Here is a 22,404-nt window from a genome sequence, read left to right as displayed (position 1 = left end):
TCAGTTCCCAGTATCTTGGAATTAGCGCGCAATACTATCCTCCGTGGAGCGGATGTTCGGATGTGAAGATGGCCACGACAGAAGCGGATACGACAGTCGACGCGCGGGGTGCGGCCTGCCCCGGGCCGCTCATGGAACTCATCGGTGCGTTCCGTGAGGCGGAGACCGGGGCGGTCGTCGCGCTCCTGACCGACGAGGAACAGTCGCTGACCGACGTGCCCGAGTGGGCCGCCGAGTCGGGCAACGAGGTAGTGGCCACCGACGACGAGGGGACCCACTACCGGATACTGGTGCGAAAGTCATGACCGAGGAGATCGTCGTCGTGGGCGGTGGCACCGGCGGGGCCGTCCTGGCCAACGACCTGGCCGAGCGACTGGGCCCCGAGATCGACGCGGGCGAGGTACGGGTGACCGTCGTCAACGACGGCCCCGACCACGTCTACAAACCCGTGTGGCTCTACGTCCCGTTCGGGCTCCGCGAGCCGTCGGACGGCCGGCGGCCGCTCCGCGAACTGCTCGACCGACGGGTCCACCTCGTCGAGGACCGGGTGACCGAGATCGACACCGACGAGAAGCGCCTCGTCTACCGCGACGGGAACGGCCCGCGCCGGTACGACCACCTCGTGCTGGCGACCGGGTCGCGACTCGACCGCGAGGAGGTCCCCGGCCTCGTCGAGGGGGCCACGACTTCTACAGCGAGGAGGGCGCCCTCGCGCTGCAGGAGGAGCTGCTCTCGTTCACCGAGGGGCACCTCGTGCTCTCGGTCATCGGGTCGCCGCACATGTGTCCCGCGGCGCCGCTCGAGTTCGTCTTCATGGCCGACGACTGGTTCCGGAAGCGCGGCCTGCGCGAGGACGTGGAGATAACCTACACCTACCCCATCCAGCGGGTCCACGGGAACCCCCACATCGCCGAGTGGGCACACTCGCTGATGGAGGAGCGTGGCATCAACGTCGAGACGTTCTGCAACCCGGAGACGGTCGACCCGGATGCGAAGGTGCTCGAGACGATGGAGGGGACGGAACTCGACTACGACCTGCTCGTCGCCATCCCGCCCCACCGGGGGAGCGAGGTGATCGAGGCGGCGGGACTCGGCAACCGTGGCTGGGTCGACGTCGACAAGGAGACGCTGGCGGCGACGAACGCCGAGGACGTCTACGCGCTCGGCGACACGGCGAACACGGGCGTCCCGAAGGCGGGGAGCGTCGCGCACTACGAGGCCGGCGTCGTGGCCCAGCGCGTCGCGAGCGCCGTCCACGACCGGCCGGCGACGGCCACCTACGACGGCAAGACGGTCTGCTTCGTCGAGACGGGGATGGACTCGGCCTCCTACGTGGAGTTCGACTACACCAACCCGCCGGCGCCGAAGCCGCCGTCGAAGTCGCTTCACTGGGCGAAACTGGCGTACAACGAGTCGTACTGGCTGACGGCACGGGGGTTGATCTGAGATGACAGACGGAAGCACCAACGAGGCGATGGAGACCGAACGACCGGAGGAGACCACCGAGACGCCGGAGCCGACCGAGGCGCTCGCGGACGAACGTCTCGTCGCGGCCATCGAGGAGAACCCCGAGGCCGTCGCGGCGTTCGTCGAGCGACTGGACTCGGTCAACGAACTGCTGGACGTGGTCGCGCTCGGGCAGGACGCGATGACCGACGAGATGGTCGTCTCGCTCGCCCGGATGGGGTCGAACGTCGGTGAACTGGCCGACACCGCCGGCGACCCGGACACCCGCGACGGCCTCGCGCGGTTGCTCGAAGGCGTCGGGAACGCCCAGCGAGCCGACCCCGAGTCGGCGTCGGCGATGGCGTTGCTGAAGTCGCTGCGCGACCCGGAGGTCCGGCGCGGGCTGAGCTACCTCGTCGCGCTGGCACGCGGCATCGGCGCGGCAGACCCGGACGCGGAGTGAGCGGCCCGCGGCGCCGAATCGGCGCCGCGAGCTGCCCACGGCTACCCCCAGAGTATTGGGAACAACCAACACTACTATAGCCGTCGGTCACGACCACTCGAGCATGCGAGCCGTATTCGCGACCGACCTGTCCGACGCCATCGAGACGGCCCTCGAGTCCCGCATCTGTCTCGAGTGTCTGGGCCGGTACGGCATCACCGAAGTGCACCTGCTCAACGTCACCAGTCCCAACGTCACCACCGGGATGCCGGGGAGCGACGTCGGGAGGCAGACCCGCCGCGGACTCGAGCGGCAGGCGGACCTCCTCAGGGAGGAGGGGTTCGACGTCGAGACACACGTCGTCCGGGGGACGCCCCACCGGCGCATCAACGGCCTGGCCGAACAGGTCGGCGCGGACCTCATCATCGTCGGGTCGCGCGGGAAGAGCCCGCTCCGTGAGCGGTTCATCGGGGGGACGGCCCGCGACGTGGCGCGGACCGCCGTCCGGCCGCTGCTCGTCCAGCGCATCGTCGAGACGGAGGACGAGCACGAGATCGCCAACGAACACCTGTTCCAGCGCGTGCTCTACGCCACGGACTTCTCGGAGAACGCCGAGCGGGCGTTCGAGCAGTTCCGGTACCTGCAGGAGGCGACGCAGGAGGCGACCCTCCTGCACGTCACCCCGCCGGAACGACGGAGCGAACCGGACGTGGTCGAGGACGCCGAGGCGCGGCTGGCCGAACTGGCCGACCGCCTCGAGGGGATGGGCATCGAGACGCGGACGGTCGTCCGCGAGGGCGAGGCCGTCGAGGAGATCCTGGCCGCCGAGGCCGAGTTCGACCCGACGTCCATCCTCATGGGGTCGCGCGGGCGGAGCCGCATCAGACGGCTCCTGCTGGGGAGCACCTCGGAGAAGGTGACCGCCCGGGCGAGCTGTAACGTCCTGCTCGTCCCGCCGCGTCAGTTCGGGTAGCGAGCGGGCACTCAGCGTGGGGCTCGGCTGAGTATAGTGTCAACTACTATCTCCTGACCGACGATTCCCCCCGCAGAGATGCTGCTCGCGACATCGGCTCCGACGATGCCGTTCGAGTCACTCCCGCTCGTGGCCTCCCTGTCAGCCGTCGGCCTGGCGGCGGTCCACCTCCTCGTCGGCGAGGGAGTCGACAGCGAGACGGGGGCGGGGCGGTCGGCGCTGTCGGCCGCCGGTGGAGCGGCCGTCGCGTACGTGTTCGTCCTGCTCCTCCCGGAGATAGCCCACTTCGTGGTCGAGGACCCGCGGGTCTCGGAGGGCTCGCTCACCGAAGAGGCGATCTACGGTGTCGCGCTCACCGGGTTCGTCGTGTTCTACGGGCTGGAGGCCCTCGTCGCGCAGAACACGGGCGAACAGTCCGAGTTACCGCCGGTCGTGTTCTGGGGGTACATCTCCGTGTTCGCCCTCTACAGCGGGCTCATCGGCTACCTCCTGTTCCACCAGGAGGTACCAGGCGTCGTCAACCTCCTGCTGTACACCGTCGCGATGGGACTGCACTTCAGCATCACCGACCACGGGATACGCCGCCACCTCGGGGCACAGTACGACCGGGTGGGGCGGTGGGTGCTCGCGGGTGCCACCCTCCTCGGCGCAGCCGTCGGCTTGGCCACGCTCGCTCGACCCCTCGTCGTCACCGGGCTGTTCGCGTTCGTCTCCGGCGGCATCGTCCTCAACGTCATCAAGGAGGAACTCCCCGAGGCCGAACGTGGACGGTTCCGCTCCTTCTTCGCCGGAGCAGTCGCGTACACGTTCGTCGTCACGCTCATCTGAGTCCGACCCGGGTCGGTCGCGACCGGATGGAGCGTCTCGCTTTCGAGCTCGGTTCGACGACGAGACGCTGGAGACGGGGCTCCCGTGCCTGGCGCCGAAGCTCCCGACGCTACGGGACCAGAACGTCGTCGCTGGAGCGCCGCCCGTGTTCGTGGAGCTGTCGGCGTGGAACGACCTCGAATCGTGGACCGCCGTCGTCGGTGTCGCTGAATGTCGTCCGTTCGGCAGAGAGGTCCGCTGCCGTCAGCACGCCGTCTCGATCACCTGCCGAGAATCTCGACGGCGCCGGAGGGCGAGGTCCAGTTCAGTCCGCGGTCTGGACCGTGGTGTCTGCACGCTCGGTCCGGAGTTCGCGGATGGAGCTGACGACGACGGCGCCACTGACGAGCAGCGCCGCGCCGATGATGATGGCCAGTGCGACCGTGTCGAGGACGGGCATCTCGATGACGCCGCCGATCTTCCGGACGGCGACGGCGATGGCGCCCAGCAGCAGCATCACGCCGAAGTAGACCTTGATGTCGTCCTCGTCGACGAGGCTGGTGGCGGCCGCGCCGAGGCGGGCACCGCCGGCACTACCGGCCAGCAGGGGTGCCACGATGGCGAGGTCGACCGCACCGTCGATGGCGTAGAGGAACGACCCGATACCGCCCGAGAAGACGATCTCGAACAGGTCGGTCCCGACCGCCACGGGGACGGGGACGCCGATGAGGTAGAACAGCGCGGGCATGCGGATGAACCCGCCACCGACGCCGAGGAACCCCGAGAGCAGCCCCGTCAGGAACGCGACGACGAGGATCATCCAGAGCGAGACGCGCACGCCGCCGCGGAGTTTCATCATCGGGGGGACGCGGTAGCTCTGTATCTTCTTGGCGATGTCGGGGATGTCGTCCGCGTCGATCTCGCCGTCGGCGTCGTGGCTCACCCCACCGCCGCCGTCGCCCTTGAGCGCGGTGTAGGTGATGAACACGCCGATGCCGCCCAGCAGCGCCACGTACGCGACGCTGACGACGGTGTCGGCGAGCCCGATGTCCTGGAGCCAGTGGAGGCCCATCTTCCCCACCTCGATGCCGGCGGTGGTCCCGGCGATCATCAACACCCCGAGCTTGTAGTCGACCTGCCCGAGGTCACGGTGTTTCAGGGTGGCGATGACGCTGGTACCGAACACGAACGCGAGGCCGGACGCGACGGCCACGTCCGTCTGGTAGCCCATCACCAGCAGTGCGGGGGTGACGAGGAACGAGCCGCCCATCCCGAAGAAGCCGAAGAGGAGCCCGATGAGGACGCCGAACCCGGCGAACGTGAGCAGGAGTGTGACGGCGACGCCGAACAGTTCCACGACTACTCACCCCGCAGGATGCGGGTGAGGGTCGGACCGAGCAGTCGTTCCAGGGCGCCGTAGCCGACGTAGAGGATGAGGGCCTCGACGAGTACCAGCCCGATTATCAGGGCCGCACCCTCCGGGCCGGAGGCACTCTCAATCCCGAACATCGGTCGACACCTCGTAGAGTCTTGTGCAATTCATGGATTTCTGCGCAGTCAGGGGTAAACAGTGCCCGCTAATAACGGTTGTGGGTCCGGGGTGCAATACTATATCCCCGTAGGTTACCGGTGGTTGCTCGTAAGTTATGGGTAACTACGGACCGGGAGGGTGTCGCGTCGCCGTCAGGTTCGCCGCCCGCCGAGTCGCCGTCAGTGCCGTGGTGCCGGCGCGGGTGTGCAGGGGACGGGTGACCGCGGTGGCGACCGGTCGAGCGGTCGAGAGACCACCGCTCGCGGCCCCAGCACCGGTGTCGCCGTCCGTTGGCTCGGCGCCGTCGGGCCCCCCACGAGGGACGTCCGTGTGGATTGTACGGATACTGCACAAACGTTTTACCCGTCCGAACGGTACCTACAGGTGATACAGATGCCCGATTCGATGTCCGAGCAACTCCAGCGGGACATGGAGTGCGAGGGACTGCTGGAGTGTTTCCACGGACTCAAACAGCTAGACAGGGAGTGCTTCGAGGCGCTCGTCGAGGCGGAGTCGGCGCTGACCGTCGACGAGGTGGCGGAAGGCGTCGACCGCGAGCGTTCGACCGCGTACCGCGCCGTCCAGCGCCTGCTGGAGGCGGGGTTCATCGAGAAGGAGCAGGTCAACTACGACCAGGGGGGGTACTACCACGTCTATCACCCGGCCGAGGCCCAGAAGGTGTCGAGCGAGATGCAGCGGATGCTCAACGACTGGTACGCGAAGATGGGCCAACTCATCGGCGAGTTCGAGGACAAGTACGAGGACGCCACGCCGGCCGAACTCCGGACGTAGTCGTCGGGCCTGGGTGGGACCAGCGGGGCGGGGCCAGCCCTCCTCACGCCTCGTTCTCGGCGGCCGAGACCACGACGACCTCCCGGTCCGCCCGGTCGGCCACAGCGCGGCCCACGCCGCCGAAGTGCTCGGCGTGTTCGCCGTGTTCGCCGACGACGATGACCGAGGCGTCGATCCTGTCTGCGTACGCCAGAATCTCGTCCGGCGGGACCCCGTGACAGGTCCGCCCCTCCACGGTGACGTCGGCCTCGTCGGCCAACTCCCGGACCATCGCGATACACTCGTGGCCGTGGTCCTCGGCCGCGATGGTCGCCAGTTCACCGGAGCCGAGCGCCGGCTCCTCCAGTCTCCGCCGGTCGACCACACAGAGGACGTGGAGCGCGGCGTCACGCGCTCGGGCGAGCCGGATGGCCCGCCGAGCCGCCCGCGTCGCGTACTCACTCCCGTCCGTCGCGAGCAGTACAGTGTCCATAGCGAACGTACCACACACCGAGTCTTAGGCTCGTCGGTAGACGGGGTTCGAGGAGGGTCACACACCCCGGAGAGAGACCGCCGACCGGCGGTTCAGTCGGCCGTCTCGGACACCCTGGTCGGAGGGCGTATCTCGCCGTCACCGAGGAGGTAGCCGCCGAGCGCGACCAGCCAGAGCATCACGGGATAGACGATCATCCGCTCGGCCCCGCCGTGCCCGATCGGGCCGAACACCGCGGGGTTGCCGGCGTCACCGACGACCATCACGCCGACGAAGACGATGCCGACGACGCCCGCCAGCACCGAGAGGTACCGCATCGGCCCGGTCAGTCGGGTCGCCAGCCCCAGCGCCTGCACGTTGAAGAACAGGAACGCGAGGAGCGCCCCGATGCTGTGCAGCCCACCGGTGTCGAGGGGGAACAGCCCCGCCAGCACCGCCCCGACGCTCGCCAGCGCGAACGCCCCGAGGAGCCACCGGCTTCCGTGGAGCCGGTACAGCGCGTACCCGCCGGCGAGGTTGAGGACGCCGACGAGGACGAGTCCCGCGTTGAACAGGAGCGCCGTCTCCGCCACGACCCCGAGGTCGCTGATGGCGCCACCGCCGAAGTCGTAGCCCGGCGCCATCGCCGCACCGAGCATCAGGACGGTCATGAACCCACCCGCGAGGGTGAGGAAGGCGAGGCCCGCGAGCCGGCGTGGCTCCCCGAGCGTCGCCGCGGTCGGTCGGTCGAACTGTTCTGTGTAGTCCACGAGTATCACCGTCTAGAGCGACGAGTACGGGCGCTGTCAATCGCGACGCTGAGTCCCACCCGGTGGGAGCTACGCCCTGTCGAACGCGGTCCCACGACACGGCGGCGGGACGGCTCACGGCCCGGGGTCGCCCACCGGTGTCGCGGCGTCCACCACGTCGTCGAGGCCGAGTCGAACCAGCGTCTCCCGCGTCGGCAGCCCCGCCTCGCTCCAGCCCCGGGTCGCGTAGTAGGCGTCCAGCATCGCGTCGAACCGCGACGGGTCGACGCCACCGTCGCCCGCGAACACGGCCGGGAGCGAGTCGTCGCACCGGTCGAACCCCTCGCGGGCGTTGAACAGCCGGACGAGCGTCCAGACCCGCTCGCCGGTCCGCGGGAGGTCGCCGTGCGGGGCTCCGACCGCCGCCAGCCACGCCGGGACGTCCACCGCCTCGCCCGCGAAGTCGTCGGCCACGAGACTCCAGCGGAGCGCGCGGGCGTCCTGTGCGGCGACGACGGCCTCGGCCGCCCGGTCCGGGTCCCACGGCCCGTCGAACACCTCCCGTTCGACCGGACGGGCACGACGGTGACAGCCACCCCGGTCGCTCGTCGCGTACGCCAGCGCCATGCTCGCCGCCCCGCGCGGGTCGTACGCGGGCAGCGACATCTCCTTGACCGAGGGGACGAACGCCTCGCCGCCGAACCGCCTCGCGGCCACCGCCACCCCGTCGGCGAGCGCGTCGCCTACCCTCGACTCGCGGGTCGCGATCTCGCCGAGGAGCGCCCGGGCACCGTCCGGGTCGCCGAACGACAGGTCGCGGTCGAGGAGGCCCGCCTCGACGGCACGGGCGGCCCAGGCCACCGCGTTCCCCCCGTCGATGAGGTCGAGCCCGAGGCGGTTGCACCACTCGCCCAGTTCGGCGACGGCGTCGAACTCGTCGATGCCGAGGCCCGCCCCGAGACTCATCCCGGTGGCACCCCGCGGGACGGTCTCGCCGGCGGCCGTCTCGACCCGGAAGCCGCCGGGGACGGGGCCGTCGTGCTCGCGGCCCGTCGCCGCCTCGCGGGCCGCATCGATACCCACGTCGTCGGCGCCGTCGAAGCCCCGCTCCTGCCAGCCACGGGCCGCGAGCACGCCCGTCTCGTCGGCGAAGTCGACCGTCTCCAGCGTCCCCGAGGCCGCCAGCCACCGCCCCGTGTGACTCTCGGTGAACCGCCCGGTGTCCCGGTCGCGCAATGCGGCCACCGACTCGGGGACCGCCGGTGGGTCGCCGGACGCGACGACGGCCTTCAGCCGCTTGGCACCCATCACGGCACCCGCCCCGCCGCGTCCGGCGTGGTGTTCCGCCTCGTCGGAGGCGATGGTGGCGAAGGTGACGCGGTTCTCGCCCGCCGGGCCGATGCAGGCGACGCTCGCGTCCGGGAACTGGCGTGCCGTCTCCACGGCGTCCGCGCCCCACGTCTCGGCGGGTTCGACGCGGGCGTCGCCGTCGCCGACGACCAGCCGGACCGGTGCCTCGGCGCGTCCGGTCACCAGCACCCCGAGGTGGTCGTCGAGCGACCCTGCCAGCCTCGCGGGGAACGTGCCCCCGGCGTAGGAGTCGAGGAACGCACCCGTGAGCGGCGACTTCGTCACCGCCGCGTAGCGCTGTTCGCCCGGGAGCGCCCCCGTGAGTGGGCCGAGGACGAACAGGAGCGCGTTCCCGGGGCCCAGCGGGTCCGTCCCGGGCGCCAGCTCGTCGTAGAGGTAGCGTGCGCCGAGGCCCTTCCCCCCGAGGTAGCGCCGCCGCCACGACGGGGGCACCGTCTCCGAGACGACACGCTCCGCCGACAGGTCGACTCGGAGCATCCGCGACGGCGCGTCACTCATCCACCGGACGGAGGTGTGTCCCGAGGAAAAGGATTGTCCCGCGCCGGCCCCCAGCGAGGGGGTGACCGGGACAATCCGTGTGAACCTTTCACTATCACGAATCCGAATTCGGATTTCGTAAAGATATCTTCGAAATCGTTAAACCGTCAGGACACCCAACACGAGTATGGAACGCACCGACTCCACAGGTTCCACCGAAGCACAGACCGAGCGCCAGTTCTACCTCCCGGCTGGGGCGGCGCCCACTGACACCACGCTCGTCGAGCGATTCGTCACCGGTCTGTTCCGCGAACGTGGCGACCTGTTCGCCCGCATCCGCCGCGAGTAACCACCGCGACCGACGTCTCGTCACCCGACCGTTTCTCGGCGTGCTCACGCCACGAGTGCTGACGCTACCGACCGAACCGTAACCTGAACCTCGAGCGACAGGAAGAGGAGACCGGGCCTCAGTTGGCCGAGCGGATGGACTCGTTGAGCTCCGGCACCACCTCGTGGAGGTCACCGACGACGGCCCAACGTGCCTTCTGGATGATGGCCGCCTCGGGGTCGGTGTTGATGGCGAGGATGTTCTCGGCACCCTTGCAGCCCACCATGTGCTGGACGGCACCCGAGATGCCACAGGCGACGTAGAGCTTCGGCGAGATCTTCGCCCCCGTCTGTCCCACCTGGTCGTCGTGGGGCCGCCACCCCTCGTTGACCGCGGCGCGGGAGGCACCCACCGCCCCGCCGAGGAGGTCCGCGAGCTCCTCGAGCTGGTCGTAGCCGTCGGGGCCGCCCACGCCGCGACCACCGCCGACGACGACGCGTGCCTCGCCGAGTGGCACGCCCTCCACGTCGGACGCCTCGTGGCGCGTCACGCGCACCTCGAACGCCTCCTCGTCGAGCGACGGGTCGAACGACTCGACGGCAGGCTCCGTCGGCGAGTCGGCCGGTTCGGCGCTCACCTCGTGAGCGGCCGCCGTCAGCAGTTTCGTGTCGCCGCCGAGACGAGCCTCCTCCAGCAGCGTCCCGCCCCAGCGCTGGCGGGTGAGCTCGTACTCCTCGCCCGTCGTCACCTCGATACAGTTCGCGGCCATCGACTGCTCTCGGCGCGCCGCGACGTGCGCGAGCACCTCGTGCCCACGGGTGCTCCCGGGCGCGACGACGGCGTCCGGGTCGAGGTCGGCCGCCAGCTGGTCGACGCTCGTGGCCCACGCCACCGGCGCGTAGTCGTCGAGTCGTTCGTGGTCGACGACGTACACCGTCTCCACGCCGTAGGTACCGAGGTCGTCGGCCACGCCCGCCGCCTCCGCGCCCACGACGACGGCCGTGAGCGGTTCGTCCGTCTCCTCGGCCACGCCACGGGCCAGCGTCAGCATCTCCAGCGACGAGTCCTCCGGCACGCCCGCCTCGTGTTCCACCAGTGCGAGCACCATCGTCAGAGCACCTCCAGGTCCTCCTGCAGTATCTCGACGATACGTGGCGTCGCCTCCGGCCCCTCGCCGAGTATCTCGGCGGTGCCCTCGTCCTGTTCGGGCGCCTCCAGCCGGACCATCTCCAGCCGGTCGCGGCCGCCCGGTTCGGGGTGGTGCTGTTCGACCTCCTGTTGCCGGGCGCGCATCTTCGAGCGCATCGACGGGTAGCGCGGCTCGTTCAGTCCCTCCTTGACGCCGACGACGGCGGGCGTCTCCAGCTCGTACACCTCCTCGCCGCCGCCCGCCTCGCGTCGGGCGACCACCGTGTCGTCTTCCACCTCGATGTGCTTGATGGCCGTCACCACCGGCAGGCCGAGCTGCGTGGCGACGTGGATGGGGACCTGGTAGTTCCCGTTGTCCGCCGACTCCGTGCCGAACAGGAGGAGGTCGTACTCGTCGTCCGTCTCCCGGACGTAGTCGGCGATGGCCGTCGCGGTGTCGAGGGGCCCCCACTCGCGCTCCTCGGTCTCGAGCAACACCGCCTCGTCGGCCTGCATCGCCAGCGCGGTCCGGAGCTGTTCGTCGGCCTCCGCGGTGCCGAGGGTGAGTGCCGTCGCCGTCCCGCCGGTGTCCTGGGCGATCTGCACCGCCTCCTCCAGACCACACTCCTCGTGCGGGCTCATCGTGAACCCGAGGTTGGACGTGTCGATGGCTCGTTGGTCGTCGGTCAGTACGATCTTCGCACCGGTGTCCGGTACGCGCTTGACACAAGCTAGTGTATCCATGTTCCTTCGTGTGCTGTGGGTCGTGTGGTCGTCAGGGGCGAGTCGGATCCGGGTCGAGCGCCGCCGGTTCAGGACCGGATGCGCTCGTTCTCCGGATCGAACAGCGGTCGGCTCCCGGCCACCTCGACGGTCACCGGGTACGTCTCGTCGAAGTACTCCACCTGCAGTTGCTGGCCCTCCTCCGCGTACTCCGGCGGCAGGTACGCCATCAGCAGGTGCTTCCCGACCGTCGGGCCGGTGCCCGCGCTCGTCACGTAGGACTCGCGGCCCTCCTCGTCGACGATGACCTCGCCGTCCTCGTCGACGATGGGTTCACCGCCGAGCATGAACCGGCGCTCGCCGGACTCCGAGGTGTGGTCGTCGACCGAGAGCGTACAGAGCGTCGCCGCGTCGTCCTCCTCGATGGCCTCGGCGTACGCCTCCTTCCCGACGAAGTCGGCGTCCTTCACACCGTGGAAGGTCAGCCCGGCCTCCGAGGGGTCGTACTCGGACTCGAGTTCGTGGCCGAACAGGCGGTAGCCCTTCTCCAGTCGGCCGGTGGTCCCGTAGACGCCCATCCCGACCGGGCGGACGTCGTACTCCTGTCCGGCCTCCCAGAGGACGTCCCAGAGCCGCTGGCCCTGCCCCATCGGGGCGTATATCTCCCAGCCCAGTTCGCCGACGTACGAGAGGCGCATCGCCCACGCGTCCACCTCGCCGACGGTGATCTCCTGGGCCGTGTACGGCGGGAACGCCTCGTGGGACACGTCCTCCTCGGTGACGCTCTGGACGAGGTCGCGGGCGTCCGGCCCCCAGACCCCGAGCGTGCAGAGCGCCTCGCTGTTATCGATGAGCTTCACGTCCGCGTCCTCGGGGATGTGGCTCTGGAACCACGAACGGTCGGAGCCGGCCGCCGCACCGCCGGTCACGACCCGGTAGTGGTCCTCGCCGAGCCGCGCGATGGTGAGGTCCGAGACGAACCCCCCGTTCGGCGCGAGGACGGGCGTGTAGACGGTCTTGCCGACGTCGACGTCGACGCGGCCGACGACCATCCCCTCGAGGTACGCCGTCACGTCGTCGCCACGGAGGTCGAAGATGCCGAAGCCCATGTCGCCGACCATCGCCACCTTGTCACGCATGTGGAGGTGCTCGGCGAGGATGGTCTCGTCCCACCAGCGGGAGTCCCACTCGTTGGGGCGGTCCAGCCCCTCGAGTTCCTCGCTGTACTCCTCGAGGAGGTCCTCGTTGGACTCGTACCACTGGGGTCGTTCCCAGCCGGCGGCCTCGAAGAACCGTGCGTCGAGGTCGTCCTGCCGGTGGTAGAACGGACTCGTCCGGAGCGGCCGCGAGGACTGCCACTGCTCGGCCGGGTGGACGATGCCGTACGTCTTCTTGAACCCCTCGTGGGCGCGGTTCTTCACGAACTCCCGCGAGGTGCCGTAGTGGTAGAACCGGTTGACGTCCGAGGCGTGGATGTCGATGTCGGAGTAGCCCCGCGTCATCAGCTGGGCGATGGCCTCGCCGATGGCCGGCGCCTCCTTGATCCAGACGGCCGCGGCCGACCACAGCCCCTCGACGTCCTGCAGTGGGCCGAGGAGCGGGCCGCCGTCGGGCGTCTGCGAGAGCAGGCCGTCTATCTCGTGGCGGATGCCCGCGTTCGGGTCGTCGAGCAGATCCGGCACGATCTCGAGGGCGTCGGCCATCGACTGCTCGAACGCGTCGTCCGTGAGCGGCGGCTGGGTCGGCGACAGCGGTGCCTCGTCGATGGAGGGCACGTCGTCGACGTCCCAGAGGATGGGCCGGTGCTGGTAGGAGCCGACCTCGAGGTCGTTGCCGTGCTGTCGCTCGTACATCTGGGTGTCCATGTCACGCAGCACCGGGAACGAGATCTCTCCCTCGTAGTCCTCGAAGAAGGAGATGGGCCCGACGCTGACCATCTGGTGGACGGCCGGCGTGAGCGGGATGTCGACGCCCGCCATCTCCGCGAGCTTCGGGCTCCAGAGCCCCGCCGCGATGATGACCTCGTCGGCCTCGACGGTCCCGCGGTCCGTCTCGACGGCCTGTACCTCACCGTGTTCGACGTGGATGTCGAGGACCTCCGTGTTCGGCGAGACGTGGAGCCCCCCCGTGCTCTCGGGTCGCTGGGTCTGGACGCCGCCGTCGGCCTGCACCTCGCCCACGTTCTCGGGGGCGACCTCGCCCGAGGCGATGGCGTCGGCCCGGGCCCGCATCACCTCGCCCGCCCGGAGCGGGTCGCAGGTGCCGGCACCGGGGCTGTAGAACCCCGCCTTGATGATGTCCGTGTTGACGTACGGGAGCATCTCCTCCACCTCCTCGGGCGTGAGGAGTTCGGCCGGTTCGCCGTACGCCTTCGCCGACTGCACCCGGCGTTTCAGTTCCTCGACCCGCTCGTCCGTGCGGGCCACCTCGATACCGCCCGAGTTGACGAACGTGTCGAACTCCTTGTACTGCTCGATGGAGCGCCGTGTGAGGTGGGTCATCTCCTTCGAGTGTTCGACCGGCATCAGGAAGTTCGAGGCGTGGCCCGTCGAGCCGCCCGGGTCCGGGAGCGGCCCCTTGTCGACGAGGACGATGTCGTCCCGACCGTACCGAGCGAGGTGGTACGCCAGACTGTTCCCGACGATACCCGCGCCGAGGATGACCGTCTCGGCCGAGGCCGGGAACTGCTTCGAACTCATCGCCGACCACCCGCCGTCGCCGGGGCTGCCTCGCCCGACGTCAGGTCTGCGGACGCGATACCCGTGCTAGGGTCTGGCAATCTCATGTTCGTTCACGAGTTCGGGTCTCGCCCGATATTAAAAGGCCGTATACCTGACAGATTCCGTATACGATGTGCGTGGAACACGGGGACTCGGCGGGTCGAACCGGTAGTCGCTGCGCCACGCCGAGTCCACCCCACTGGACCCCGAACACGGACGAGACGCCCATCCTCGCGCCATCCGGGGACTCACTCGGGCAGTGTGGGGAGCGACGACGAGTCCGGAGCAGGCGGCCCGGTGCGCCCGCGCACCCGCACGTCCACACAACCCCACCAGGGCCTGACAGGTCGTGGTTCGGCGCCCGGTCACTCCCCCCGGGTCTTCCGGGCCGTCTCGACGGCGGCGACGTTCTCGGCCACGTCGTGGACCCGGACGACGTCCGCGCCGCGTTCTGCCGCGAGGGCCGTCGCGGCGACGGTGGGTGCGAGTCGCTCGTCGGGACCGCACCCCACCGCCTCGAACATCGATTTGTGGGAGTGTCCCACCATCACGGGCGTCCCCAGCGCCCGGAACTCGGAGAGTCGGTCCAGGAGCTCGAAGCTCTCGGCCGCCCGCTTGCCGAACCCCAGCCCCGGGTCGAGGAGCAGATTCGAGCGGTCGATCCCCGCACGCTCGGCAAGCAACACCCGCTCGGTCAGCCCCTCGAGGACGTCGTCGACCACGTCGTCGTAACCGTAGCGGTGGTGCGGGTCCACCGGTGCCGAGAGGCTGTGCATCACGACGGCCGGCACGTCGTGGGCGGCGACCACCTCGCGCATCGCCGCGTCCCCGAGGCCGGTCACGTCGTTCACCATGTCGGCGCCGGCCTCGAGTGCGGCCTCGGCCACCAGCGCCTTCCGGGTGTCCACCGAGACGAACGTGTCGAGGTCGGCCAGTCGTTCGACGACCGGGACCACGCGCTCGCGCTCCTCGGCCGCCGGCACCGGGTCCGCACCGGGGCGCGTCGACTCCCCACCCACGTCGACGATGTCCGCGCCGTCGACGACCATCGCCTCGGCCCGGTCGACGGCCGCCGGGACGGTGTCGTACTCCCCGCCGTCGTGGAAGGAGTCGGGTGTGACGTTCAGGATGCCCATGACGGCGGTGCCGTCGTGCCAGGGGTAGGCGGCGGGCGTCTCGTCGGTGCCGATACCGAGCGCCCGGTTCACCCGTCCCGCGAGGCGACGGCCGTCGGGGCAGGCCCGGACGTACCGCACGAGGTCGCGGAACTGGTCGAGCGTCCCCGTCAGCACCACCTCGACGTGCTGGTCGGCCGCCTCGATACCCGAGACGGCGCCCGTCCCGCCGAGCGAGCGCATCCGACCGACCAGTTCGCCCGCCCGCCCGCGGCGGACGTGGAACCGGAGCGTCCGGTCGACCATCGCGTCCACCCGGTCCGTCCGGACGGCGCGGGGGACGTCCGCGCTGGCCAGCGCCTCACGCGCGGCCCCGTGCGAGTCGGTACGCACGACACGCGGACTCCGCGTCCAGTGGTCGCGGGCCTCCGCCACGGTGTAGAGCGACCCCGTGGCGAGGACACAGTCGCCCGGGTCGGCCGCCCAGCAGGCGGCCTCCAGCGCCCCGAGGACGGAGTCGAACGTGTCGACGGCGGCGTCCGTCTCCCGGTCGAAGACGGTCGCCAGCGTGTCCGTCCCGCGGGCACGTTCCACGTCGGGTTCCGCGAGGTACGCCCGGTCGGCGGCCGGGAGCGCGCGGCACATCGCGGGGTGGTCCTTCTCGCGCATCGCGCCGAACACGAGGTGGAGCGAGTCGTACTCGAGCCGTTCGAGCGTGTCGGCCAGTTTCACACACGCGTCCGGGTTGTGCGCCCCGTCGAGGACGGTCAGTGGCGCGTGGTCCATCACCTCGAACCGGCCGGGAGCGTGGACGTTCCGGACGCCCGCGGCGATGTCGGCCTCGGTCACGTCCACGCCGAGTGCGTCCCCGACCTGTCTGGCGAGCGTCGCGGCGATGCCCGCGTTGGTCGCCATGTGCGCGCCCGGCAGGGGCGTCCGCGTCTCGACGGCCCAGTCCGGGCCGACGAGCGAGAGTTTCGACGCCGTCGGCGAGACCACCTCGCCCTCGCTGGCGTAGACGTCCGCGTCCTCCGGGCCGACGGTGAGGACGGGGTGGTCGGCGCGGATGGCGTCGAGGGCCGCCCCCGTCGCGCCCGTGACGAGGGGTCGTTCCGCGGGGGTGACGTTGGCCTTGTCGCGGGCGATCTCCTCGACGGTGTCCCCGAGGATCTCGGTGTGTTCGAGGCTGACGCTGGTGACGGCGCTGGCCACCGGGTCGACGACGCTCGTCGCGTCGTAGCGCCCGCCGATGCCCACCTCGAGGACGGCCACGTCCACGTCCGAGCGGTCGAAGCGCCAGAGCGCCAGCGCGGTGAACGTCTCGAAGAACGTCGGTTCGTCGCCCTCGACCGACCGGTCGACGATCTCCGGCCACGCCACCTCGACGAACCGCGACACCTCGTGTTTCGGTATCTTCTGGCCTCGCACGCGGATGCGCTCGCGCAGGTCGTTCAGGTCCGGCGAGGTGTAGAGCCCGACGGTCAGCCCCGCCTCGCGCAGGACGCGCTCCAGCGTTCGCGCGGTGCTCCCCTTCCCGTTGGACCCGGCGACCTGCACCGCCGGGAGGCCCTCCTGTGGGTCCCCCAGCGTCTCCAGCAGGGAGGCGGTGGTCCCCACCCCCAGTTTCGGCCGGAGCCGCCGTAGTCGCTCCAGACGGTTCACCGCCTCGTGGTACTCCATGACTCCGAGACGTTGTGACAGACAGCGTATTAAATCCCGGATTCGGGGGGTGTCGAAGCACAACCACTCAGCCCACGTGCAGGTGGAGGAACGCGCGGACGCGCACGGGAGGACGGCCGGTCACCGACGGCCCACGACCGCCCGACAGCGGCCGGTTCGCCTCGGCAGAACGGTGTGCCGACGCGAACCCTTATCCGGCGAATGGGGGTACTGTTGGGGCATGGATCACGACGGGACGGCCACCGGCCTGCCGTCGCTCGACCGACTCGACGAGGAGGAGTGTACGGCCATCCACGAAGCGTCCATGCGCATCCTCGAGGAGTTCGGCGTCAAGCTCGGCCACGAGCGTGCCCGCTCGCTGCTCGAGAGCCACGGCGGCCACGTCGACGAGCGGGACGTGGTCACCGTCCCCCGCGAGGTCGTCGAGGACGCCGTCCGAGCCGCCCCCTCGTCGTTCACCCTCCACGCGCGGAACCCGGCCAACGACGTCGTCGTCGGCGGAGACGGCCCGCCGGTCCGCACGCCGGGCTACGGTCCCCCGAACGTCCGGACGTACGCGGAGGGCCGGCGTCCGGCCACGCGCGCTGACTACGAGCGGCTCGTGAAGCTCGCGCAGGTCGAGACGGCCATCGGCTGTACGGGCTATCGGGTCTGCGAGCCGCCGGCGATCGACGAGGCGACGGGACACTACGAGATGCTGGAGCGGGCGCTGACGCTCACGGACAAGCCGGTGATGGGTCCCACCTACGGAGAGGAACGCGCCCGTGCCTGCATGGAGATGGTCGGTATCGCCACGGGCGACCCGGAGCTCGCACGGCCCTACGTGGCCGGGCTGGTCAACACGGTCCCGCCCCGGAGCCTCGAACGCGAGATGCTCGGTGGCCTCCTGACGTACGCGGAGCACGGGCAGCCCCCCATCGTCTCCTCGTTCACCGTCGCCGGGGCGTCCGGGCCGCCGACGCTCGCGGCGTCGCTGGCGCAGGCCAACGCCGAGAACCTCCTCGCCATCACGCTCACGCAACTGGTCAACCCCGGCACGCCCGTCGTCTACGGCGTGCCGACGGCGACCGTTGACCCCCGGTACGGCTCGCTCTCCATCGGCACGCCGGAGTCCGCGCTGTTCGTCGCCGCCGCCGCGCGACTCGCCACGTTCTACGGCCTCCCGTCCCGGGCCGGCGGCGGCCTCTCGGACGCGAAGTCCGTCGACCACCAGAGCGGCTTCGAGTCGATGTTCCTCCAGACGGTGACCGACTTCGCCGGCATCGACTTCGTCCTCAACGCGGCCGGCATCCTCGAGTCGTACTCCACCATCTCGCCCGAGAAGTTCGTCCTCGACTGCGAGGCGATGCGGTGTCTCGACCGGTTCCGCGAGGGGTTCGCCGTGGACGAGGCACACCTCGACCTGGAACGCATCGGGGGGACGGACCCGGCCGGCCACTTCGTCGGCGCGGCCGGTTCGGCGGCGGGCGGCGAGAGCGGCTTCTTCCGGTCGGCGTTCGTCGACAAGCGCGCGCACCGCGACTGGGCCGACGACGGCGGGAAGTCGGCGTTCGAACAGGCCCACGAACGGGTCGAGCGGCGGCTCGCGGCTTACGAGCGTCCCCCGATGGACGCCGACGCCGAACGGGAACTCGCGGCCTACGTCGCCGAGCACGGCGGAGACTGACCGAGCGAAGGGAGCCGGGGGCAGACGACGACCACCAGCGCACCGGACTCCACGCTCTACCATTTCACTGTCAGGATGGGGCCAGCGCCGCGACCGGCACGCGGCGGGCGTCCACCACCCGTCAGGCCCGTGATAGCCACCCATCCCTCGCCGAACGGGCCACGAGACCGGTCAGGAACGCCGAGGCGACGAACCACGACCTCACCGACTGCTGATGTGTACGCGAGCATTGATAACCGCGTCTCCGGAACGTCGGGACATGTCACCCCCAGACGAGAGCGGTTCCTCGATACCGAACGACTACGAGATCGCACAGTCAGTCGAGAAGCGCCACATCGCGGACGTGGTCGAACCGTTCGGCCTCGACCGCGAGGACCTGGAGCTCCAGGGGGAGTACAAGGCGAAGGTGAAACTCGACGCCATCGAGCGGGCGACGGCGGAGAAGGAGGACGACGGGAAGCTCGTCCTCGTCACCGGGATGACCCCGACACCGCTGGGCGAGGGGAAGACGGTGACGACGGTCGGGCTCGGTCAGGCGTTCAACCACATCGACAAGGACGCCCTCATCGCCATCCGCGAGCCGTCGCTCGGCCCGGTGTTCGGCGTGAAGGGTGGTGCCGCGGGCGGCGGGTGGTCGCAGGTACTCCCGATGGAGGACATCAACCTCCACTTCACGGGTGACCTCCACGCGCTCACCTCGGCACACAACCTCGTCTCGACGATGCTGGACAACCACATCAAGCAGGGCAACGAGCTCGACATCGCGGTCAACTGGGTCAACTGGCCCCGCGCCATCGACATGAACGACCGGGTGCTACGCGAGACGGTGGTGGGCCTCGGCGGGGACGTGACCGGCATCCCCCGCGAGGACGGGTTCATCCTCACCGCCGCCTCGGAGATGATGGCGGTGCTCTGTCTCGCCGACAGCCTGCAGGACCTGAAAGAGCGCGTCTCGCGCATCATCGTCGCCTACGACGAGGACGGCGAACCCGTCACGGCCGACGACATCGACGCGACCGGGCCGGTGACCATCCTCCTGCGCGACGCGCTGAAGCCGAACGTCGTCCAGACCATCGAGGGGACCCCGGCGTTCGTCCACGGCGGCCCGTTCGCCAACATCGCCCACGGCACGAACTCGCTGATGGCGGACGAACTCGCCTCTAGCCTCTCCGAGTACCTCGTCACCGAGGCCGGGTTCGGCTCCGACCTCGGGGCCGAGAAGTTCATGAACATCGTCTGCCGGTTCGGCGAGATGGAACCCGACGCGGTGACGCTCGTCGCCTCCGTCCGGGCGCTCAAGTACCACGGGCAGGAGATGTGGCCGCCGGACCTCGACGAACTCGAGGCGGAGGACGTCGGGATGGTCCGGCGCGGGCTGGCGAACCTCGACAAGCACGTCCGGAACCTCCAGAAGTTCGGCGTCCCGGTCGTCGTCGCGGTGAACCGCTTCCCCGGGGACACCGACGCGGAGGTGCAGGCAGTCATCGACCACTGCAAGGACCTCGGGATCCGTGCCGCCGAGTCGAACGTGTTCAGCGACGGCGGCGAGGGCGGCGTCGAGCTGGCCGAGCAGGTCGTGGACGCGGCCGAGACGCCCTCGGACTTCACGCCGCTCTACGACCTCGACGTCCCCATCAAGCAGAAGATCGAGACCATCGCCACGGAGATCTACGGGGCCGACGGCGTGGAGTACCACGGGAGCGCCGAGGACGACATCGAGCGCCTGACCGACCACGGCTTCGACGACGTGCCCATCTGCATGTCCAAGACGTTCCACTCGCTCAGCGACGACCCGAGCAAGAAGGGCGCGCCGGACGACTGGACGCTGGAGGTGACGGAGGTGTACCCCTCGGCCGGCGCCGGCTTCCTCGTCGCGCTGACGGGTGACGTGCTGACGCTCCCGGGCCTCCCGAGCGAACCCGCCGCGGCGAACATGGACATCGACGCGGACGGCACCATCTCCGGGCTGTTCTGAGTCGGGGATGGACCTCACACGCCTCCGCGACCGGACCCGTGGCGCGCTCCTCGAACCGGGCGACGAGGGGTACGCCGAGGCGTGTACGCTCTGGAACGCCCGGGTCGAGAAGCGCCCGGCGGCCGTCCTCCGCTGTCGTGGCGCCGCGGACGTTCTCACGGGTGTCGAGGTCGCACGCGATTCCTCTCTGCCGTTCTCGGTCCGGAGCGGCGGCCACCACGTCTCCGGGAGCGCCCTCGCGGACGGCGGCCTCACGCTGGACCTCCGGCCGATGGACTGGGTCCGGGTCGACCCGGACCGCGAACGGGCGTGGGTCGGTCCCGGGGCGACGTGGGGCGACGTGGACCACGAGACGGGCGCGTTCGGCCTCGCCGTCCCCGGCGGCCAGGACCCGAACATCGGCGTGGCGGGACTCACACTCGGTGGCGGTGTCGGCTGGCTCAGCCGCAGGTACGGCCTGACCTGCGACAATCTCCGGTCGGCCGACGTGGTGACCGCCGACGGCGACCTCGTCCGCGCCAGCGCGTCCGAGAACGAGGACCTGTTCTGGGCGCTCCGCGGCGGGGGCGGCTCGTTCGGCGTCGTCACGACCTTCGAGTTCGACCTGCACCCCGTCGGCGAGGTGTTCGCGGGCTCGCTCGTCCACCCGCACGACCGGGCCGGGGCGCTCGCCCGCCGGTACGAGTCGTTCCTCGCGGACGCCCCGCGCGAGGTCCGGCTCCTCTTCGGGAGCATGGTCCTGCCGGCGGCGTCGTACTTCCCAGAGTCCGTCCACGACACCCGTGTCGCCATCTGTATCGTCTGCTACGCAGGAGACCCGGAGGCGGGACGCGAGGTACTGGAACCGCTGCGCGAGTTCGGTGACCCCCTGTTCGACAGCCTCCGGGCCCGTCCGTACGCGGCGTTCCAGCGAGCGGGCGAGAGCCGCGGGAGCATGCGGACTCACCTGCGGAGCCAGTACCTCGACTCGCTCTCGGCGGGGGCCGTCGAGACGGTGACCGGGTGGGCCGAGCGAGCGCCCTCGGCCGGGGCGACGGTGTTCGTCTCGCCCCGGAGCGGCGCGGAGACGGACCCACCTGCCGACGCCACCGCCTACCCGCACCGCGAGGACGCCCACCACCTCCTCGTCGAGGCCCGGTGGGACGACCCGACCGACGACGAGGCGCACGTCGACTGGGTCGAGTCGTTCCACGAGGCGGTCGAGCCGTACACGACGGGCGAGGTGGCGGCGAACTTCGTCGGCAGCGAGGAGGGCGAGCGCCGCGAACGGGCGGCCTACGGGGAGAACTACGAGCGACTCGTCGAGGTGAAACGGCGCTGGGACCCCGAGGGGCTGTTCCGGGCGACGCCGGCGCTCGCCCCCGACTAGGCCTCGCCGCCCAGTACCCACAGCGCGCGGTAGAGCGTCCACGCGTCGACGTCGAACCGCTCGCGGAGGCGGGTGCAGGCCGCGTCGAACGCGAGGTAGGCCTCGACGTCCGGTGGCGCGGGATAGGGGTCGTCCAGTTCCCCCGCCTCGTGGAGCACGCCCCACGTCCACTCGTCGACCACAACGTACCGTTCTGGCGACAGGAAGAGGAGGAACGCCGAGGCCACCGGCACGTCGACGCCCGAGAGGGCCGTGAGCGCGCCGAGTCGCGCGGCGGTGTCCTCGGCGTCGACGGCCCCCGCGACGGCGTCGAGGACGTCCTCGAACTCGTTCTCGTCGTACTCGCCCTCGGCGGCCCGGCGGTCGCGGTTCGGGTACGCGCCGAGGAACCGGCGGTAGTGCCACTGGACGACCCACTCGGCGTCGCGCCAGCCGTACTCGCCGCTGCGGAACGTCTCGGGGAGCATCTCGACGTGTTCCTGCTCGACGGTGTACATCGGCTGGACGGCCTCGTACTCCCCGGCCGCCCGTTCGACGACCGCACGGGTCAGGTCCATCGGCCGCCTGTTGCCCGGCCACGGGCCTCAACGTTTCCCCGGCGAGCGAGGTCGAATCGCCCCGTACGGGCCCCGGTGGCCCCCCTGCTCGCGGAAGATTGATG

The 22,404-nt window shown here is 70.3% G+C and carries 19 protein-coding genes and 1 pseudogene; 10 read left to right on the top strand and 10 right to left on the bottom strand.

The genetic code is table 11. The annotated features are described in order from the left end of the window. The first annotated feature begins 68 nt into the window (after positions 1–68). The 5 genes and pseudogenes from N0B31_RS21165 (at position 69) to N0B31_RS21145 (ending at position 3,689) form a co-directional block, all read left to right on the top strand. On the top strand, positions 69–305 hold the full coding sequence (locus tag N0B31_RS21165) for a sulfurtransferase TusA family protein (protein ID WP_260593640.1): 237 nt from the start codon (positions 69–71) through the stop codon (positions 303–305). Then, positions 302–1,446 (top strand): annotated as a pseudogene (locus N0B31_RS21160) (NAD(P)/FAD-dependent oxidoreductase). Before N0B31_RS21165 ends, N0B31_RS21160 begins: the two are co-directional and overlap by 4 nt. A gap of 1 nt (position 1,447) precedes the next feature. Continuing rightward, entirely contained in the window at positions 1,448–1,909 is a 462-nt protein-coding gene (locus N0B31_RS21155; protein WP_260593639.1) for a helical membrane plugin domain-containing protein, read from the top strand. Positions 1,910–2,012: 103 nt separating this feature from the next. Further along, the gene (locus N0B31_RS21150) at positions 2,013–2,861 is read left to right on the top strand and encodes a universal stress protein (RefSeq protein WP_260593638.1); all 849 of its coding nucleotides are present in this window, start codon (positions 2,013–2,015) and stop codon (positions 2,859–2,861) included. Positions 2,862–2,939: 78 nt separating this feature from the next. Continuing rightward, positions 2,940–3,689: a hypothetical protein gene (locus N0B31_RS21145; RefSeq protein ID WP_260593637.1), complete on the top strand. Its 750-nt coding sequence runs from the start codon at positions 2,940–2,942 to the stop codon at positions 3,687–3,689. Between the two features lie 304 nt (positions 3,690–3,993). On the opposite strand, the gene N0B31_RS21140 is transcribed toward N0B31_RS21145, so the two are convergent. Beyond that, entirely contained in the window at positions 3,994–5,025 is a 1,032-nt protein-coding gene (locus N0B31_RS21140) for a sulfite exporter TauE/SafE family protein (RefSeq protein ID WP_260593636.1), read from the bottom strand. A gap of 2 nt (positions 5,026–5,027) precedes the next feature. Continuing rightward, the gene (locus tag N0B31_RS21135; RefSeq protein ID WP_260593635.1) at positions 5,028–5,177 is read right to left on the bottom strand and encodes a DUF7512 family protein; all 150 of its coding nucleotides are present in this window, start codon (positions 5,175–5,177) and stop codon (positions 5,028–5,030) included. A gap of 415 nt (positions 5,178–5,592) precedes the next feature. On the opposite strand from N0B31_RS21135, the gene N0B31_RS21130 reads away from it, so the two are divergent. Next, on the top strand, positions 5,593–5,991 hold the full coding sequence (locus N0B31_RS21130; RefSeq protein ID WP_260593634.1) for a helix-turn-helix domain-containing protein: 399 nt from the start codon (positions 5,593–5,595) through the stop codon (positions 5,989–5,991). Between the two features lie 43 nt (positions 5,992–6,034). Here the strand turns inward: N0B31_RS21130 and N0B31_RS21125 are convergent, their stop codons facing one another. The 3 genes from N0B31_RS21125 to N0B31_RS21115 all read right to left on the bottom strand — a co-directional run bounded on the left by N0B31_RS21125 (position 6,035) and on the right by N0B31_RS21115 (position 9,060). Then, positions 6,035–6,463, bottom strand: a complete 429-nt coding sequence (locus N0B31_RS21125; protein ID WP_260593633.1) for a universal stress protein — start codon at positions 6,461–6,463, stop codon at positions 6,035–6,037. A gap of 92 nt (positions 6,464–6,555) precedes the next feature. Continuing rightward, positions 6,556–7,212 (bottom strand): DUF998 domain-containing protein, encoded by a 657-nt coding sequence (locus tag N0B31_RS21120; RefSeq protein WP_260593632.1) that lies wholly within the window; start codon positions 7,210–7,212, stop codon positions 6,556–6,558. Between the two features lie 114 nt (positions 7,213–7,326). Next, positions 7,327–9,060, bottom strand: a complete 1,734-nt coding sequence (locus N0B31_RS21115) for an aldehyde ferredoxin oxidoreductase family protein (RefSeq protein WP_260593631.1) — start codon at positions 9,058–9,060, stop codon at positions 7,327–7,329. 166 nt (positions 9,061–9,226) lie between these two features. On the opposite strand from N0B31_RS21115, the gene N0B31_RS21110 reads away from it, so the two are divergent. Beyond that, on the top strand, positions 9,227–9,388 hold the full coding sequence (locus N0B31_RS21110; RefSeq protein WP_260593630.1) for a hypothetical protein: 162 nt from the start codon (positions 9,227–9,229) through the stop codon (positions 9,386–9,388). Positions 9,389–9,506: 118 nt separating this feature from the next. Here the strand turns inward: N0B31_RS21110 and N0B31_RS21105 are convergent, their stop codons facing one another. The 4 genes from N0B31_RS21105 to folP form a co-directional block, all read right to left on the bottom strand. Beyond that, positions 9,507–10,475 (bottom strand): electron transfer flavoprotein subunit alpha/FixB family protein, encoded by a 969-nt coding sequence (locus tag N0B31_RS21105; RefSeq protein WP_260593629.1) that lies wholly within the window; start codon positions 10,473–10,475, stop codon positions 9,507–9,509. 2 nt (positions 10,476–10,477) lie between these two features. Next, positions 10,478–11,239 carry an electron transfer flavoprotein subunit beta/FixA family protein gene (locus N0B31_RS21100; protein ID WP_260593628.1) on the bottom strand — a complete coding sequence of 254 codons (762 nt, stop codon included), beginning with the start codon at positions 11,237–11,239 and terminating at the stop codon, positions 10,478–10,480. A gap of 68 nt (positions 11,240–11,307) precedes the next feature. Further along, a complete protein-coding gene (locus N0B31_RS21095; RefSeq protein ID WP_260593627.1) occupies positions 11,308–13,917 on the bottom strand; it encodes a GcvT family protein in 2,610 nt (869 codons plus the stop codon). A gap of 386 nt (positions 13,918–14,303) precedes the next feature. Next, entirely contained in the window at positions 14,304–16,733 is a 2,430-nt protein-coding gene (gene folP / locus N0B31_RS21090; protein WP_260593626.1) for a dihydropteroate synthase, read from the bottom strand. 220 nt (positions 16,734–16,953) lie between these two features. Between folP and N0B31_RS21085 the strand changes: the two genes are divergently transcribed. The 3 genes from N0B31_RS21085 (at position 16,954) to N0B31_RS21075 (ending at position 21,743) form a co-directional block, all read left to right on the top strand. Continuing rightward, on the top strand, positions 16,954–18,399 hold the full coding sequence (locus N0B31_RS21085; protein WP_260593625.1) for a trimethylamine methyltransferase family protein: 1,446 nt from the start codon (positions 16,954–16,956) through the stop codon (positions 18,397–18,399). Positions 18,400–18,658: 259 nt separating this feature from the next. After that, a complete protein-coding gene (locus N0B31_RS21080) occupies positions 18,659–20,374 on the top strand; it encodes a formate--tetrahydrofolate ligase (RefSeq protein WP_260593624.1) in 1,716 nt (571 codons plus the stop codon). Positions 20,375–20,381: 7 nt separating this feature from the next. Then, entirely contained in the window at positions 20,382–21,743 is a 1,362-nt protein-coding gene (locus tag N0B31_RS21075) for an FAD-binding oxidoreductase (RefSeq protein WP_260593623.1), read from the top strand. On the opposite strand, the gene N0B31_RS21070 is transcribed toward N0B31_RS21075, so the two are convergent. Continuing rightward, complete coding sequence (locus N0B31_RS21070; RefSeq protein WP_260593622.1) at positions 21,740–22,300, bottom strand: hypothetical protein; 561 nt, start codon at positions 22,298–22,300, stop codon at positions 21,740–21,742. The genes N0B31_RS21075 and N0B31_RS21070 overlap by 4 nt on opposite strands. Positions 22,301–22,404: the final 104 nt, after the last annotated feature.

Origin of the sequence: Salinirubellus salinus (assembly GCF_025231485.1) — an archaeon.
GTDB classification, from domain to species: Archaea; Halobacteriota; Halobacteria; order Halobacteriales; family Haloarculaceae; genus Salinirubellus; species Salinirubellus salinus.
The sequence above is the reverse complement of the archived record's forward strand: the minus strand, read 5'-3'. Positions and strand labels throughout refer to the sequence as shown.

Excerpts from the sequence above, each read along its gene's own strand:
- N0B31_RS21165 (WP_260593640.1), top strand. The coding sequence starts at position 69 with ATGGCCACGACAGAAGCGGATACGACAGTCGACGCGCGGGGTGCGGCC.
- N0B31_RS21155 (WP_260593639.1), top strand. The coding sequence starts at position 1,448 with ATGACAGACGGAAGCACCAACGAGGCGATGGAGACCGAACGACCGGAG.
- N0B31_RS21150 (WP_260593638.1), top strand. The coding sequence starts at position 2,013 with ATGCGAGCCGTATTCGCGACCGACCTGTCCGACGCCATCGAGACGGCC.
- N0B31_RS21145 (WP_260593637.1), top strand. The coding sequence starts at position 2,940 with ATGCTGCTCGCGACATCGGCTCCGACGATGCCGTTCGAGTCACTCCCG.
- N0B31_RS21135 (WP_260593635.1), bottom strand. The coding sequence starts at position 5,177 with ATGTTCGGGATTGAGAGTGCCTCCGGCCCGGAGGGTGCGGCCCTGATA.
- N0B31_RS21130 (WP_260593634.1), top strand. The coding sequence starts at position 5,593 with ATGCCCGATTCGATGTCCGAGCAACTCCAGCGGGACATGGAGTGCGAG.
- N0B31_RS21125 (WP_260593633.1), bottom strand. The coding sequence starts at position 6,463 with ATGGACACTGTACTGCTCGCGACGGACGGGAGTGAGTACGCGACGCGG.
- N0B31_RS21115 (WP_260593631.1), bottom strand. The coding sequence starts at position 9,060 with ATGAGTGACGCGCCGTCGCGGATGCTCCGAGTCGACCTGTCGGCGGAG.
- N0B31_RS21110 (WP_260593630.1), top strand. The coding sequence starts at position 9,227 with ATGGAACGCACCGACTCCACAGGTTCCACCGAAGCACAGACCGAGCGC.
- N0B31_RS21105 (WP_260593629.1), bottom strand. The coding sequence starts at position 10,475 with ATGGTGCTCGCACTGGTGGAACACGAGGCGGGCGTGCCGGAGGACTCG.
- N0B31_RS21100 (WP_260593628.1), bottom strand. The coding sequence starts at position 11,239 with ATGGATACACTAGCTTGTGTCAAGCGCGTACCGGACACCGGTGCGAAG.
- N0B31_RS21095 (WP_260593627.1), bottom strand. The coding sequence starts at position 13,917 with ATGAGTTCGAAGCAGTTCCCGGCCTCGGCCGAGACGGTCATCCTCGGC.
- folP (WP_260593626.1), bottom strand. The coding sequence starts at position 16,733 with ATGGAGTACCACGAGGCGGTGAACCGTCTGGAGCGACTACGGCGGCTC.
- N0B31_RS21085 (WP_260593625.1), top strand. The coding sequence starts at position 16,954 with ATGGATCACGACGGGACGGCCACCGGCCTGCCGTCGCTCGACCGACTC.
- N0B31_RS21080 (WP_260593624.1), top strand. The coding sequence starts at position 18,659 with ATGTCACCCCCAGACGAGAGCGGTTCCTCGATACCGAACGACTACGAG.
- N0B31_RS21075 (WP_260593623.1), top strand. The coding sequence starts at position 20,382 with ATGGACCTCACACGCCTCCGCGACCGGACCCGTGGCGCGCTCCTCGAA.
- N0B31_RS21070 (WP_260593622.1), bottom strand. The coding sequence starts at position 22,300 with ATGGACCTGACCCGTGCGGTCGTCGAACGGGCGGCCGGGGAGTACGAG.